This window comes from Sphingomonas pruni NBRC 15498, from assembly GCF_001598455.1.
Classification (GTDB): domain Bacteria; phylum Pseudomonadota; class Alphaproteobacteria; order Sphingomonadales; family Sphingomonadaceae; genus Sphingomonas; species Sphingomonas pruni.
Genome location: NZ_BCYZ01000032.1, coordinates 34,962 through 49,116 on the forward strand (window position 1 = coordinate 34,962; position 14,155 = coordinate 49,116).

Sequence of the window (14,155 nt, forward strand, 5' to 3'; positions counted from 1 at the left end):
GCCCAGCCCGCCAGCGGAGTTTCCCACTGATGCGCCTAGCCAAATTCGTTCCGCTCCTCCTCGCGGTTACGGCCGCTCCGCTCGCCGCGCAGGACGCGCCCCCCGTCGCCGCCGCTGCCAAAGCACCGCCACCGAAACTGGTCGTGGTCGTTTCGGTCGATCAATTCTCCGCCGATTTGTTCGCCGAATATCGCAACCGGTTCACCGGCGGGTTCAAGCGGCTGCTCGACGGCGCGGTATTCCCTGCGGGCTATCAGAGTCATGCCGCGACCGAAACCTGCCCAGGCCATTCGACGATCATGACCGGCGATCGCCCCACGCGCACCGGGATCATCGCCAACGACTGGTACGAGTGGACCGGCCCACGGCCGGGATCGGTCTATTGCGCCGAGGACCCATCGAAAGGCACGGCCAAGGATTATGTTGCGTCCGACCTCCACCTTCGCGTGCCGACGCTGGGTGAGCGGATGAAGGACGCCGATCCCAATGTCCGCACCGTGTCGATCGCGGGCAAGGACCGCGCGGCGATCATGATGGGCGGGCACAAGGTCGACCAGCTCTGGTTCTGGCGCGACGGCAAGGGCTTCATTTCCTATGCCGGCCGTGCCGAACCGGCCGCGGTGACCGCCGCCAACACTGCCGCCAGGGCGGAGATCGCGAAACCCGGCGCTGCCTATGCCGAACCCGATTGGTGCAAGCCGATCGACCGCGCGATCCTGGCCAACGGCCAGAACGTCGGCGCGGGCAAATTCGAACGGCCCGCCAACAGCGAACCCAAGTGGAAGGCGTCGCCCGCCTTCGACAGCTCGGTGGTCGGACTGGCTACCGCCATGATTCGCGACATGAAGCTCGGGCAGGGCAAATCGACCGACATTTTGACGATCGGCGCATCGGCCACCGACTATGTCGGCCACACCTATGGCACCGAAGGGGCCGAGATGTGCATCCAGCTGGCCACTCTCGACCAGACGCTGGGCAAGTTGTTCGCCGCACTCGACAAGACCGGCGTCGACTATGTCGTTGCGCTGACGGCCGATCACGGCGGCAACGACGTTCCCGAACGCGAGCGCGAGCGGGCGATGCCGATGGCTAACCGGGTCGCGGCCGCGCTGTCGCCCAAGGCCGTCGGCGATGCGATCGCCAAGGACATGGGCCTGACCGGCCGGTTGCTCTACGGCGTGACCAATGGCGACGTCTGGATCGATCCCAAGATCACCGGTGGCGAGCGCGCCAAGGTACTCACTGCCGCCGTCGCGCGCTATCGCGCCGACCCGCAAGTCGCCGCCGTCTATACCCAGGCCGAGATCGCGGCGGCAGCCTTGCCCGACGGCCCGCCCGAAACCTGGACCTTGTTGCAGCGCGAGCGCGAGTCGTTCGACCCGGCGCGATCGGGCGATTTCGTGGTATTCCTGAAGCCGCGCATCACCGCGATCCCACCCGGCGATTATCCCGGCGCGGTGGCGACGCATGGATCGCCCTGGGATTACGACCGCCGCGTGCCGATCCTGTTCTGGCGCAAGGGGATGAAGGGGTTCGAGCAGCCGCTGTCGATCGAGACAGTGGACATAATGCCCAGCCTGGCGGGCGTACTCGGCTTCGCGCTCAAGCCGGGCGACGTCGATGGCCGCTGCCTAGATCTCGATGGCGGCACCGCCAGTACCTGCCGATGAGCTACGCCATGCGCCGCGTGATCCTGTTCACGCACAATTTCGCCGCGATGCGCGATTTCTATCGCGACATGTTCGGGTTGGAAGTGGTCGAGGAGGACGAGGGCTGGGCGGATATGGCCGCGGGCAACTGCAACATCGCCATCCACGCGGCAGGCAAGGGAGCGGCCGGCGGGGATGGCGCAGTGCCGCACAAGATCGTGTTCCACGCCGACGACGTCGCCGCCGCGCGCGAGGATCTGGTGGCGCGCGGGGCGAAGATGGGACCGGTCAAGGTGTTCGGCGAGTTGCACTTATGCGACGGTGACGACCCCGACGGGAATCGGTTCCAGCTATCGAACCGGCCCTAAAACGCGAACCGGACCAGCAAAAATACGCCTCCCCGGCGAAGGCCGGGGCCCAGCTTCGGCGACTTGAGTTAGCTCGCACCGTCTCCGACGAACGACAGTGGAACTGGGCCCCGGCCTTCGCCGGGGAAGCGTGAAAACTGATGACCGCCCTACGCGCTCAGCGCTCTTCGTACTTGCGGATCCCCGCCGCCAACTGGTTCTCCCCCACGTCCAGCCGGTCGCGCCCGACATTCGCCACGAAGGCAGGACTCTTACTAAAATTCGGCGCGAGCGTCGCGACATTGTCGACCACTTTCAGTCCCGCCGAAGAATAGGTCCGCCCTTCCGCCGCGACGACGATGAAGCCCGTCCAGTTCTCCTTGTTCGGGCCGTCGGCGAAAGTGTTGCGCGCGATCAGGCCGGTGCCGCCTTCCGACAGGTCGATCATGTAATTGGTCTTGCGGCCCTGACTGTCGTCGAAGCTGTTATCGGTGATCGTCAGGTTCGGCACGCGCAGCTTGACGTAATGCCCGCCGGTGCCGCGCTCGAAGCGCGAGCGCGTGATCGTCACCGATCCCTTGTTGGCGAGATAGATCGAGTGCGAACAATCGACCGTCTCGTCGCATTGGCCGAGCCCGGAAAAGGTCGAGCGATCGATGACGATCTGCTGGCCCGCCGGCTGACCGCCGAGGATGCCTTCCTGGCTGTCGAGAAACATCGAGTTGCGGACGGTCAGATTACCCATCTCGGTGCGGATGCCGGCGCCGTTGCCATCCGACACGCGCATGTTGCGGAACACGATGCCGTCGACCACCGACGACAGCCCGCGCAGCACGAACGCCGCTTTCCCTTCGCAGGTTTCGCCGTCGAAAATCACCTTGCCCGGTTCCGCGGCCTTGAAGGTGATGTTGCCGCCCGCTTGGACGGTGCATTGGTGATAGACACCCGGCGCGATCACGATCGTAGCCGTGCCCATGCGGATCGACTGCACCGCATCGTCGAGATTAGCGAAGACCTGCCCGGTTTCCTGCACCGTGAACGGCGCCGCGGCGGGCTCGGCGTGCAGCTGTGCGGTGGCAAGCAGTGGAAGCAGGGCGATGAAGGCGCGGCGCATTAAGGGACTCCTTTGCGCTGGGCTATCGGACGCGGAATGCGACTGGGGTAGCTGGAATGACGGTTAATACCCGCGTCGCACGACAAGCGGCGGCCATAGATATGAACACGCCTAGAGTTTGCCCCAAGGAGAGACAAACGGGAGGAGTCGTGACGACGACATGCACTCCTTCTCTCCTTGGCGGAGAAGGATAGCGTAGCTTGGTGCCCCCGACCTTTACCGGGGCGCCTAGCGAAGCTTGGATGAGGGGTATGCGGCGCGAAGCGCCGCGCGAGCCTGCGGCTGGCACCCTCACCCTCCCTCTCCCCCGGAGGGAGAGGGGAATAAAGACTTCAATCCAGATTCGGCCGCAGCCAGCGCTCAGCCTGGGGCAGCTGGATCCCGCGCCGCTTCGCGTAATCCTCGACCTGATCCTTGCCGATCCGAGCAACGCCGAAATATTCCGCCTGCGGATGCCCGAAATAGAAGCCGCTGACCGCCGCGGTCGGCAGCATCGCGAAGCTCTCGGTCAGGCTGATCCCGGTCGCATGATGCGCGTCGAGCAACTTGAACAATGTCGGCTTCAGGCTGTGATCGGGGCACGCGGGATAACCCGGTGCCGGACGGATCCCGCGATATTCTTCCTTGATAAGCGCTTCGTTGGTCAGCTGCTCGCCCTCGGCATAGCCCCACAAAGTGGTGCGGACATGCTGATGCAGCCGCTCGGCCAGTGCCTCAGCGAAGCGGTCGGCCAGCGCCTTCAGCAGGATGTCCGAATAATCGTCGATCGCCGCCTTGAACCGGGCGAGATGCGGCTCAATGCCATGAATCGACACCGCGAAGCCGCCGATCCAGTCGCCCGCGGGGTCGACGAAATCGGCCAGGCACATGTTGGGCCGGCCTTCACGCTTGACGATCTGCTGGCGCAGCATCGGCAGGCGCACGAGATCGCTATTCTCCGAAAGGCCGAGATATTCGAAGCCGCCGAGTTCGTCGGGGCTCCAGACATTCTCCGGGTCGACGAACACGTCGTCGCTGTGCCGGACGCACGGCCACAGACCAACCACCGCACGCGCGGTCAGCCATTTCTCGGCGATGATCCGGTCGAGCATCTTGTTGGCATCGGCGAACAACGACCGCGCGCTTTCCCCGACCACTTCGTCGTCGAGGATCTTGGGATAAGTACCGGCAAGCTCCCAGGCGCGGAAAAACGGCGTCCAGTCGATGCAAGCGCGCAAGTCGCTCAAGTCCCAGTCGGTATAAACGTGCCTGCCAGGCTGTTTGGGGGCGGGCGGCTTGAGCGCCATGTCGGCCTTGAAGCCGTTCTTTCGCGCCTCGCCGATCGGCAGCAATTCGTTCTGCCCCTTGCCCTCGCGCGCCTTGCGCACGGCTTCATATTCGTCGGCGACCTTGGTCACGTAATCGTCGCGCTGCGTATCCGAGACCAGCGTGGTGGCGACGCCGACCGCGCGGCTGGCGTCCAGCACGTGCACCACCGGGCCGTCATAAGCCGGTGCGATGCGGAGCGCGGTGTGAACCTTCGACGTGGTCGCGCCACCGATCAGCAGCGGCATCGACATCTTGGCGCGCTTCATTTCCTCGGCGACGGTGACCATCTCATCGAGGCTCGGCGTGATCAAGCCCGACAGGCCGATCATGTCGGCGTCATTCTCGTTCGCCGCCTCGAGGATTTTCGACCAGGGCACCATCACGCCGAGATCGACGACCTCGAACCCGTTGCACTGGAGCACGACGCCGACGATGTTCTTGCCGATATCGTGGACGTCGCCCTTGACGGTCGCCATCACGACCTTGCCCTTGCCCTTGGCGCCGGGTTCCTTCGCCGCCTCGATGAACGGCAGCAGGTGCGCCACCGCCTTCTTCATCACGCGCGCCGATTTGACCACTTGCGGCAGGAACATCTTACCCGACCCGAACAGGTCGCCGACGACGTTCATGCCGTCCATCAGCGGACCCTCGATCACCTCGATCGGGCGGGCGGCCTGAAGGCGGGCCTCCTCCGTATCTTCGACGACATATTGGTCGAGGCCCTTCACCAGCGCATGTTCGAGGCGCTTTTCGACCGCCCAGCCGCGCCATTCCTCGGCGGCCTTCTCGGCGGCGGCGTCGGTGCCGCGGAACTTCTCGGCCAGAGCGACCAGCCGTTCGCCGGCGTCCGGATCCTTGTTGAGGATGACGTCCTCGCAAGCCTGGCGCAGTTCGGGATCGATCGTGTCATAAACGTCGAGCTGGCCCGCATTGACGATCGCCATGTCCATGCCCGCGGGGATGGCGTGATAGAGGAACACCGAGTGCATCGCGCGGCGCACCGGCTCGTTGCCGCGGAACGAGAAGCTCAGGTTCGACAAGCCGCCCGAGATATGGACATGGGGGCAGCGCTGCTTGATCTCGCGCGTCGCCTCGATGAAATCGACGCCGTAATTGTTATGCTCCTCGATGCCCGTCGCGATCGCGAACACGTTGGGATCGAAGATGATATCCTCGGGCGGAAAGCCGATCCCCATCAGCAATTTATAGGCGCGCTCGCAAATCTCGACCTTGCGCTCTTTGGTGTCGGCCTGGCCGGTCTCGTCGAACGCCATGATCACCGCCGCGGCGCCGTAAGCCATGCATTTGCGGGCGTGTTCGAGGAACTGCTCCTCACCTTCCTTCATGCTGATCGAATTGACGATCGGCTTGCCCGACACGCATTTCAGCCCCGCCTCGATCACTGCCCATTTCGAGCTGTCGATCATCACGGGGACGCGCGCGATATCGGGCTCGGCGGCGATCAGCTTGAGGAAGGTGGTCATGGCGTGGACCGCATCGAGCAGCCCTTCGTCCATGTTGACGTCGACCACCTGGGCGCCGTTTTCGACCTGCTGGCGCGCGACCTCGACCGCCTTGGCGTAATCGCCGGCCATGATCAGCTTCTTGAACGCCGCCGACCCGGTGACGTTGGTGCGCTCGCCGACATTGACGAAATTGGCGGAGGAGGAGGCAATCGTCATCGTTTTCCCATTCGTCATCCCAGCGAAAGCTGGGATCTCACGCGGCAAGCGCGTGCCCTATCAACTCAAAGACCCCAGCTTTCGCTGGGGTGACGGCTCTCACGCCGCCATCGTCATCGGTTCGAGCCCGGCGAGCCGAGTCCGTACTTCCGGCGTCACGATCTTGCGCGGCGCCAGATCCTTCACGCCATCGGCGATCGCCTTGATGTGCTCCGGCGTCGAGCCGCAGCAGCCACCGAGGATGTTGACCTGCCCGGCCTCGGCCCATTCGCCGACCAGACCGGCCGTGGTCGCCGGAGCCTCGTCATAGGCACCGAGCTCGTTGGGCAGACCCGCGTTCGGATAGACCATGATCAGAGTGTCGGCGATCTCGGCCAGCGCCTTGACGTGCGGCCGGAGCTGCTCCGCCCCGAACGAGCAATTGAGGCCGATCGTCACCGGCCTGGCGTGGCGCACCGCGTGCCAGAACGCCTCAACCGTATGGCCTGACAGGTTGCGGCCCGACAAGTCGGTCAAGGTCATCGACAGCATGATCGGCAAGTCGCGGCCGAGCGCCTGCCCTGCCTCGATCGCTGCCATGATCCCCGCCTTGGCGTTGAGCGTGTCGAACACCGTCTCGATCAGGACGAAATCGATCCCGCCTTCGACCAAAGCGTCGATCTGCTCGCGATACACGTCCTTCAGATAATCGAAGTCGATCTCGCGATAGCCGGGGTCGTTGACGTCAGGCGACAGCGACAGCGTCTTGTTGGTCGGCCCGATGGCGCCGGCGACGAAGCGCGGGCGGCCATCCTTGGCCTCGAACTCGTCGGCGATCGCGCGCGCCATCTTCGCGCTTTCGAGATTGATCTCGCGCACCAGATGTTCGGCACCATAATCGGCCTGGCTGATCCGGTTGGCCGAGAAGGTGTTGGTCTCGGCGATATCGGCACCAGCCTCGAAATAGGCGCGGTGGATCGACGCCGGCACCTCGGGCTTGGTCAGCGCGAGGATGTCGTTATTGCCCTTCTGGTCGTGGCTCAGGCCGAGGTTACCGGCATAATCGGCCTCGGCGAGTTTCCAGTTCTGGATCTCGGTGCCGAACGCGCCGTCGGTGATCAGGATGCGTTTCCGCGCTTCCGCGAGCAGTTTTTCACGTGGTGTCATCATTTTTTCCCGTCGCCCAGGCGCAGGCCGGGGCCGTTACGTTATTTCTCGCCAGCCAACCCGGCGGCCCCGGCCTCCGCCGGGGCGACTACTCAAGCCGCCTCCGCCTTCGCCGCGCCCTTGGGCCGGATCCCCAGCAAATGGCAGATCGCGTAGCTCAGCTCGGCGCGGTTGAGCGTGTAGAAGTGGAAATTGCGCACGCCGCCGGCATAGAGCCGCCGGCACAATTCCGCGGCGATCGTCGCCGATACCAGTTGCCGCGCCGCCGGATGATCGTCGAGCCCCTCGAACAGGCGACCCATCCAACTCGGCACCGCCGTGCCGCACATCGCCGACATGCGCTGGACGCTGGCGAAGTTCATCACCGGCATGATGCCGGGGACGATTTCCGCGTCGATCCCCGCCGCGGCAATCGCATCGCGATAGCGGAAGAAGGTCTCCGCCTCGTGAAAGAACTGGGTAATTGCGCGCGTCGCGCCGGCGTCGAGCTTGCGCTTGAGGTTGTCGATGTCCGCGGCCGCATTGGGCGAATCCGGATGGCATTCGGGGTAGGCCGCGACCGAGATTTCGAACGGATGCAGCTTGCGCAGCCCTGCGACCAGATCGGCGGCATTCTCATAGCCGCCCGGATGTGAGGCATATTTCTCGCCCGCGCGCGGCGGATCGCCACGCAACGCGACGATATGGCGCACGCCGGCGTTCCAGTAATCGTCGGCGACCTGGTCGATCTCTTCCCTGGTCGCCTCGACGCAGGTCAGATGCGCGGCGGCCGGAATATCGGTCTCGCGTGCGATCCTGGCAACGGTCGCGTGCGTCCGCTCGCGGGTCGAGCCGCCGGCGCCATAAGTCACCGAGACGAAACGCGGGCCGAGCGGGCTCAGCGTCTGGACCGACTCCCACAAGGTTTCTTCCATCTTTTCGGTCTTGGGCGGGAAGAATTCGAAGCTGACCCGAGCGTCGCCCGCCAGGTCCGCGAACAACGGACTCCCCAGCGCACGGCGCGCTTCCGCCATCTCCTTGACCGAAACCATTACGCTGCCTCCGCTATACGCGCCGGCGCGCCTGCCTTGCGCGCCAGCCACAATTTCACCGTTAGTTCGCCGCCCTCGAGCGTTTCCGTCCGCACCGGCGCGAGCCCCGAATGCTCGAACCAGCCGAGCATCTGTTCGTCGGAAAAGCCGAGGCGCGCATGCGCATCGCGAATCCGCAACTCCTCGCGTCCGTGCGGCGCGAAATCGACGATCAGCAGCCGGCCGCCCGGTCCGAGCACGCGCGCCGCCTCGGCGATCGCCGCGTCAGGCGTCTGCGCGAAATGCAGGACGTGGTGCAGGATCGCAAGGTCCGCAGTCCCGCTGTCGAGCGGCAGCGCGTAGAGATCGGCCTGGCGCAATTCGGTATTGTCGAGCCCGCGCTCGGTCAGCTTGGCCCGCGCCAGCCGCAGCATCTCGGAACTGCGATCGATGCCGAGCGCATGATCGGCCTGGCCAGCGAACAATTCGAGCATGCGGCCGGTGCCGGTGCCGATATCGATCAGCCGCTCGACCCTGGCGTCGCCGAGCACCGCGGCCATCGCGGCCTCGACCTGTTCCTCGGCGATATGGAGCGAGCGGATCGCGTCCCATTGGCCGGCATTACTCTCGAACCAGCCCGCCGCGTGCGCCGCGCGGTCGGCGCGCACCGCCGCTAGCCGCGCCGCATCGGCTTCGGCACGCGCCTGGGCACGGTCGCCTTCCCAGGCATCGAGCGCGGTGCAAAGCGGCGCCACCACGTCGCGGGCACCCATCGCGACGAACACCCAACTGCCTTCCTTGCGGCGCTCGACGATGCCGGCGTCGGACAATATCTTGACATGCCGGCTGACGCGCGGCTGGCTTTGCCCCAGCACTTGCGCGAGTTCGCCGACCGACAACTCCATCGAGCGCACCAGCGCGACGATCCTGAGGCGCGTCGAATCGGCAAGCGCGCGGAAGATGTCGAGGGCATTCGGCATGGCAGATAGAGATATAAAGATATCTTTATATGCCGTCAACGCGTTGCGCACGGAACGTGCCGGCGGTAGCGGTGTTTCCGACCCATTTCGGAGGAGATTTCCCGATGACCAAGGCCCCCAAGACGCTGGCAATCTCGCTCGCCGTCATCGCCATGCTCGGCGTCGCCGCGTGCAGTCAGAAGGCGCAGAACGAGGCGGCCGAGGCTGCCAATACGATGGCAGGCGATGCCAACGCAACGATGGCGCGCGCGGTCAATACCACCGACGCCGCGGTCGACAGCGCGCTCGGCGCCGCCGAGAACAAGATGGATGCCACGTCGAACAAAATGGACAAGGCGACCAAGGACGCGAAGAAGGATGCCGGTCAGGCACTGAAGGACGCCGGCAACGAGATCGAGGATTGATGCGCGCTCGCCTGGCATTCGCCGGCCTCGCCTTGGTGGTGGGGCTGGCGGCGTGTTCGAGCCGTGACGATACCGGCGGGGTGTCGGCCGACGACCAGCGCGCGTTGAACGACGCCGCCGCGATGCTCGATGCCAACAATGCGGTGCCTGCCCAACCTTCCGATCCGACGCCGTCCGACCAAGGAAACGCGCAATGACCGATCTTCGCCGTCTCGGCGCCAGCCATCTGCATACGCCGAAATTGTGCCTCGGCGGCAACGTTTTCGGCTGGACCGCCGACAAGGCGACCAGCTTCGCCGTGCTTGACGCATTCGTCGATGCCGGCGGCACGCTGGTCGACACCGCCGACGTCTATTCGGCCTGGGTCCCCGGGCACAAAGGCGGCGAGTCGGAGACGGTGATCGGCGAGTGGCTCAAGTCGAGCGGCAAGACGGTCGACGTCGCGACCAAGGTCGGCATGATCCCCAGCGCGGCGGGCGAGAAGCTGGCGCCCGCGCGGATCGCCGAAGCCTGCGACGCGTCGTTGCAGCGGCTCGGGGTCGAGCAGATCGCGCTCTATTACGCGCATCAGGACGACGAGGCGACGCCGCAGGAAGCTTATATGGAGGCGTTCGCCAAGCTGGTCGCCGCCGGCAAGGTCGCTGTCCTGGGCGCATCCAATTTTCACGCGGCGCGGTTGAAGTCCGCCAACGACGTCGCGCGCGCCGCCGGCCTGCCGCATTTTCAGGTGCTGCAACCCGAATATAATCTCGTCAGCCGCCACAAGTTCGAGGGCGAGCTGCAGGATTATTGCGTTGAGCATAATATCGGCGTGCTGCCTTATTACGGGCTCGCCTCGGGCTTCCTGACGGGCAAGTACCGCTCGGCCGACGATCTCGGCAAGAGCGTGCGCGGCGGCCGGATGACCGAGTTGCTCGAGGGCAAGGGCGCCGCAGTGCTCAAGGCGATGGACGAGGTTGCCGCGGAAACCGGCGCGACCCTCGCTCAGATCGCGCTTGCCTGGCTTGCGGCGCAACCCGGCGTCACCGCGCCGATCGCCAGCGCGACCAGCGTCAAGCAGCTCGAGGAATTGCTGCCGGCGATGGACCTGACGCTCAGCGCCGCGCAACTCGACAAGCTCGACGCCGCGGGCGCCTGACCTCCTCTTGAAGCGGAGGGGCAGATGCACCTCGACGTGATCCAGTCGCTTTCCATCGCGGGCGACAGTTCGAAAGCGAATGACGACCGCACCGGCGCGGGCCACGCCCATGCCTGGGTGATCGACGGCGCGACCGACCTGGGCGAACCGGGCTTGCTCGGCAATCGCGGGGGCGCGGCCTGGATCGCGGCCGAGGCCGACCGCGCCTTCGCTGCCGCCCCGGAGGACGGGTCGATCGAGCAGACCTGCCGGATGGTATTCGAACAGGTGGCCGCGCGCTTTACCGAGCAGCGCACGCGTGAGCCCGAGAGTTGGGAAATCCCCTCGGCCTCATTCCTGGCAGTCGCGGTCGCCGACAATGTCGTCGATTGCGCCTGGCTCGGCGATTGCGCCGCGTTACTGATCCGCGACGGCGAAGCGACGCGGATCGGCCCGCAGCGCGACATTCGCGACGACGAGACCGACCTGGCGCGCAGCGTCGCGCACCACGGCCTAGGCTCGATCAAGCGCGCGGCTCCAGTTCTGGATGTCCTGCGGCAAGCACGCAGCCGACCGGGACGCCAGGTGCTGGGAATCGATCCGGCGGGTGCCGAACAGATCTATTATTCGAGCCAGCCCTGCGTGGCCGGTGACGAATTGCTGCTGATGACCGACGGGTTCGTCGCGGTGACCGATCTCTATCGCCTGATCGATCAGGCGGCCCTGCCCGGACTGCTTACTAATGACGGCCTGTCCGACATCGCAGCGCGACTGCGAGCCGCCGAGGCCGAGGATGCCGAATGCATGCGCTGGCCGCGCTTCAAGCAGGGCGACGACGCCACCGCGATCTGGCTGCGCGTGGTCGCCTGAACCGACACCGCTGTTCAATGCGCGTAAGCCGGCTCTTGTCCCGTATCTGGCTTGCTCCATAACCGACTAAGGACGGGCTCACCGACCTTGAACTCCTCCCCGGCGAAGGCCGGGGCCCAGGTTCGGCGAACAAGAGGTGGCATCCCGCCATCGAGACGACGTCGCGACTGGGCCCCGGCCTTCGCCGGGGAGGGATTAGGGGCGCAGCACGAGCCAGGTTCCGAGACCCCGCACGCCAGACGCGGCTCGCCAGGAGAGTGACAATGCCGAACCGCGACCCGTTGGCCGCCCCGCACGCGCCGTTCTGGCCGTCGGGACCCAAGCCTCCGGCCGGCGCGCCGAATATCGTCGTCATCCTGTTCGATGATGTCGGCTTGTCGGATTTCGGCTGCTACGGCTCGCCGATCGCGACGCCGGCGATCGATGCCATCGCCGCGCGCGGAATGCGCTATTCGAGCTTTCACACGACCGCGATGTGCTCGACCACGCGCGCGGCGTTGATGACCGGGCGCAACCACCATTCGGTCGGCATGGGGTGCCTCGCCAATTTCGACAGCGGCTATCCGGGCTATCGGGGCAAGATCGCGCGCGAGGCGGGCACCTTGCCCGAGATGCTGCGGCCGCACGGCTATAACAGCTACATGGTCGGCAAGTGGCACGTGACGCCGCTCGACGAAACCGGCCCGACCGGGCCGCATGACGGCTGGCCGCTGGGGCGCGGGTTCGACCATTTTTACGGCTTCATGGACGCCGAAACCGACCAATACGCACCCGAACTGGTGCGCGACAATACGCCGGTCAGGGCGCCGGGGACGTATGAGACCGGCTATCATTTGACCGAGGATCTGACCGATGAGGCGATCCGCTACGTCGCCGATCATGTCGCCGCACGGCCCGACAAACCGTTCCTGCTATGGCTTGCCTATGGCGCGTGCCATGCCCCACACCAGGCGCCGCGCGACCTGATTCTGAAATATGACGAGATGTTCTGCGACGGATGGGATGCCGAGCGCGAGCGACGGCTGGCGCGGATGATCGAGATGGGGCTGGTTCCGACCGGAACGACGTTGCCGCCCCGCAACGATTTCGTGCAGCCCTGGGACAGTCTCGACGCCGATGCCAAACGGCTCTTCACGCGGCTCCAGGGTGCTTATGCGGCGATGCTCGATCATGCCGACCAGAACATCGCGCGGCTGACCGCTTTCCTCGACGCCGCCGGGCTGAGCGACGACACGCTGGTGCTCGTCCTGTCGGACAATGGCGCCAGTCAGGAAGGGCTCGGCTACGGCTTCATCAACGCGATGGGGCCGTACAATATGCGTCCCGAGACGATCGAGGAGAAGATCGCGCGGATCGACGATATCGGCGGGCCAGACACGCATTCGAACTTTCCGCTCGGCTGGGCGATGGCGTCGAACACGCCGGTGCGACGCTACAAGCAGAACACCCATGGCGGCGGCATCCGCGATCCGCTGGTGGTAAGCTGGCCCAGCCGCCTGCCCGCGCGCGGTGAAGTGCGGCACCAATTCGCCCATGCGGTCGACTTGGTCCCTACCCTGCTCGATCTCATCGGGATCGATGCACCCGCCGGTATCGCGGGCGTCGAGCAGATGCCGATCGAGGGCGTCAGCTTCGCCGCGTCCTTGACCGACGCCGCCGCGCCGGAACGCGACACGCCGCAATATTTCGAGATGTTCGGGCATCGCGGGATTATCCATCGCGGCTGGAAAGCGGTGGCGTTCCACCCGCCGGGCACGCCGTACGACGCCGACAAATGGGAATTGTTCGACCTGTCGCGCGATTTCGCCGAGACGCACGATCTCTCCGCGGAACAGCCCGACAAGCTGGCCGAGTTGATCGACCTGTGGTGGCAACAGGCGGAGGCGCACCAGGTGCTGCCGCTCGACGACCGGTTCGGCCCGCGGTTCGCCGAGAATGCCGCGCGGCGGTTGGGCGACCGCCGCGTCTTCACTTTCCACAAAGGGATGGGGCACATCCCGACCGACATCGCGCCCGACCTCCGCGCGCGCTCGTATCGCATTGAGGCGTATGCGACGGTGAAATCGGGCGACGAAGGCGTGCTGATCGCGCATGGCGACGCGACCTGCGGCTACAGCCTCTACCTCAAGGATGGGCGTCTCCACTTCGACGTCAATGTCGGCGAGCACCAGATCGTATCGTCCGACGCGCCGGTGCCGGCGGGCGAACACATATTCTCGGTCCATGTCGCCCATGGCGCTCCCGTGCAGGCCGAATTGCGCTGCGACGGCGCTCCGATCGGCAGCGGTACGATCCGCTTCGGCTTCGTCAATTTCATCAGCTGGTCGGGGCTCGATATCGGCCACGACCGGTCGAGCCCGGTATCGCGCTATGAGGCGCCGTTCACCTTCACCGGAGAGCTGGCGAAGGTCGTCGTCACGATCGAGGACGAGCAAGGCGATGCAGAGGGCGCGGCGCAGGCGCTGCTGGCACGGGAGTGAAGTGATCAAATTCCCTCTCCCCTTGTGGGAGAGGGAGGGAGCCGCGAA

12 protein-coding genes are annotated in these 14,155 nt (G+C 65.5%); 7 read left to right on the forward strand and 5 right to left on the reverse strand.

Annotation, left to right across the window (positions count from 1 at the left end; genetic code table 11):
* Positions 1-29: 29 nt before the first annotated feature.
* The gene (locus SPR01S_RS11320; RefSeq protein WP_066589587.1) at positions 30-1,670 is read left to right on the forward strand and encodes an alkaline phosphatase family protein; all 1,641 of its coding nucleotides are present in this window, start codon (positions 30-32) and stop codon (positions 1,668-1,670) included.
* Complete coding sequence (locus SPR01S_RS11325; protein ID WP_066589594.1) at positions 1,667-2,017, forward strand: VOC family protein; 351 nt, start codon at positions 1,667-1,669, stop codon at positions 2,015-2,017. Before SPR01S_RS11320 ends, SPR01S_RS11325 begins: the two co-directional genes overlap by 4 nt.
* Positions 2,018-2,174: 157 nt before the next feature.
* Here the strand turns inward: SPR01S_RS11325 and SPR01S_RS11330 are convergent, their stop codons facing one another.
* The 5 genes from SPR01S_RS11330 to SPR01S_RS11350 form a co-directional block, all read right to left on the reverse strand.
* Positions 2,175-3,110, reverse strand: coding sequence for a right-handed parallel beta-helix repeat-containing protein (locus SPR01S_RS11330; protein WP_066589596.1), 936 nt, complete (start codon positions 3,108-3,110; stop codon positions 2,175-2,177).
* Between the two features lie 332 nt (positions 3,111-3,442).
* Positions 3,443-6,100: a methionine synthase gene (metH, locus tag SPR01S_RS11335; RefSeq protein WP_066589638.1), complete on the reverse strand. Its 2,658-nt coding sequence runs from the start codon at positions 6,098-6,100 to the stop codon at positions 3,443-3,445.
* 99 nt (positions 6,101-6,199) lie between these two features.
* Complete coding sequence (locus SPR01S_RS11340) at positions 6,200-7,246, reverse strand: homocysteine S-methyltransferase family protein (protein WP_066589642.1); 1,047 nt, start codon at positions 7,244-7,246, stop codon at positions 6,200-6,202.
* Between the two features lie 92 nt (positions 7,247-7,338).
* A complete protein-coding gene (gene metF, locus SPR01S_RS11345) occupies positions 7,339-8,277 on the reverse strand; it encodes a methylenetetrahydrofolate reductase (RefSeq protein WP_066589603.1) in 939 nt (312 codons plus the stop codon).
* Positions 8,277-9,236, reverse strand: coding sequence for an ArsR/SmtB family transcription factor (locus tag SPR01S_RS11350; RefSeq protein WP_066589610.1), 960 nt, complete (start codon positions 9,234-9,236; stop codon positions 8,277-8,279). Before SPR01S_RS11350 ends, metF begins: the two co-directional genes overlap by 1 nt.
* A gap of 104 nt (positions 9,237-9,340) precedes the next feature.
* Here SPR01S_RS11350 and SPR01S_RS11355 point away from each other — a divergent pair, with 104 nt between their 5' ends.
* The 5 genes from SPR01S_RS11355 to SPR01S_RS11375 all read left to right on the forward strand — a co-directional run bounded on the left by SPR01S_RS11355 (position 9,341) and on the right by SPR01S_RS11375 (position 14,107).
* Complete coding sequence (locus SPR01S_RS11355) at positions 9,341-9,640, forward strand: hypothetical protein (protein WP_066589613.1); 300 nt, start codon at positions 9,341-9,343, stop codon at positions 9,638-9,640.
* Complete coding sequence (locus tag SPR01S_RS11360; RefSeq protein WP_066589616.1) at positions 9,640-9,837, forward strand: hypothetical protein; 198 nt, start codon at positions 9,640-9,642, stop codon at positions 9,835-9,837. The genes SPR01S_RS11355 and SPR01S_RS11360 overlap by 1 nt, the downstream gene beginning before the upstream one ends.
* Entirely contained in the window at positions 9,834-10,778 is a 945-nt protein-coding gene (locus SPR01S_RS11365; RefSeq protein ID WP_066589624.1) for an aldo/keto reductase, read from the forward strand. The genes SPR01S_RS11360 and SPR01S_RS11365 overlap by 4 nt, the downstream gene beginning before the upstream one ends.
* Positions 10,779-10,802: 24 nt before the next feature.
* Positions 10,803-11,627 carry a PP2C family serine/threonine-protein phosphatase gene (locus tag SPR01S_RS11370; RefSeq protein ID WP_066589627.1) on the forward strand — a complete coding sequence of 275 codons (825 nt, stop codon included), beginning with the start codon at positions 10,803-10,805 and terminating at the stop codon, positions 11,625-11,627.
* Between the two features lie 263 nt (positions 11,628-11,890).
* The gene (locus SPR01S_RS11375; protein WP_066589632.1) at positions 11,891-14,107 is read left to right on the forward strand and encodes an arylsulfatase; all 2,217 of its coding nucleotides are present in this window, start codon (positions 11,891-11,893) and stop codon (positions 14,105-14,107) included.
* Positions 14,108-14,155 lie beyond the last annotated feature (48 nt).

Excerpts from the sequence above, each read along its gene's own strand:
- metF (WP_066589603.1), bottom strand. The coding sequence starts at position 8,277 with ATGGTTTCGGTCAAGGAGATGGCGGAAGCGCGCCGTGCGCTGGGGAGT.
- SPR01S_RS11365 (WP_066589624.1), top strand. The coding sequence starts at position 9,834 with ATGACCGATCTTCGCCGTCTCGGCGCCAGCCATCTGCATACGCCGAAA.
- SPR01S_RS11330 (WP_066589596.1), bottom strand. The coding sequence starts at position 3,110 with ATGCGCCGCGCCTTCATCGCCCTGCTTCCACTGCTTGCCACCGCACAG.
- SPR01S_RS11340 (WP_066589642.1), bottom strand. The coding sequence starts at position 7,246 with ATGACACCACGTGAAAAACTGCTCGCGGAAGCGCGGAAACGCATCCTG.
- SPR01S_RS11375 (WP_066589632.1), top strand. The coding sequence starts at position 11,891 with ATGCCGAACCGCGACCCGTTGGCCGCCCCGCACGCGCCGTTCTGGCCG.
- SPR01S_RS11350 (WP_066589610.1), bottom strand. The coding sequence starts at position 9,236 with ATGCCGAATGCCCTCGACATCTTCCGCGCGCTTGCCGATTCGACGCGC.
- metH (WP_066589638.1), bottom strand. The coding sequence starts at position 6,100 with ATGACGATTGCCTCCTCCTCCGCCAATTTCGTCAATGTCGGCGAGCGC.
- SPR01S_RS11325 (WP_066589594.1), top strand. The coding sequence starts at position 1,667 with ATGAGCTACGCCATGCGCCGCGTGATCCTGTTCACGCACAATTTCGCC.
- SPR01S_RS11370 (WP_066589627.1), top strand. The coding sequence starts at position 10,803 with ATGCACCTCGACGTGATCCAGTCGCTTTCCATCGCGGGCGACAGTTCG.
- SPR01S_RS11355 (WP_066589613.1), top strand. The coding sequence starts at position 9,341 with ATGACCAAGGCCCCCAAGACGCTGGCAATCTCGCTCGCCGTCATCGCC.
- SPR01S_RS11320 (WP_066589587.1), top strand. The coding sequence starts at position 30 with ATGCGCCTAGCCAAATTCGTTCCGCTCCTCCTCGCGGTTACGGCCGCT.
- SPR01S_RS11360 (WP_066589616.1), top strand. The coding sequence starts at position 9,640 with ATGCGCGCTCGCCTGGCATTCGCCGGCCTCGCCTTGGTGGTGGGGCTG.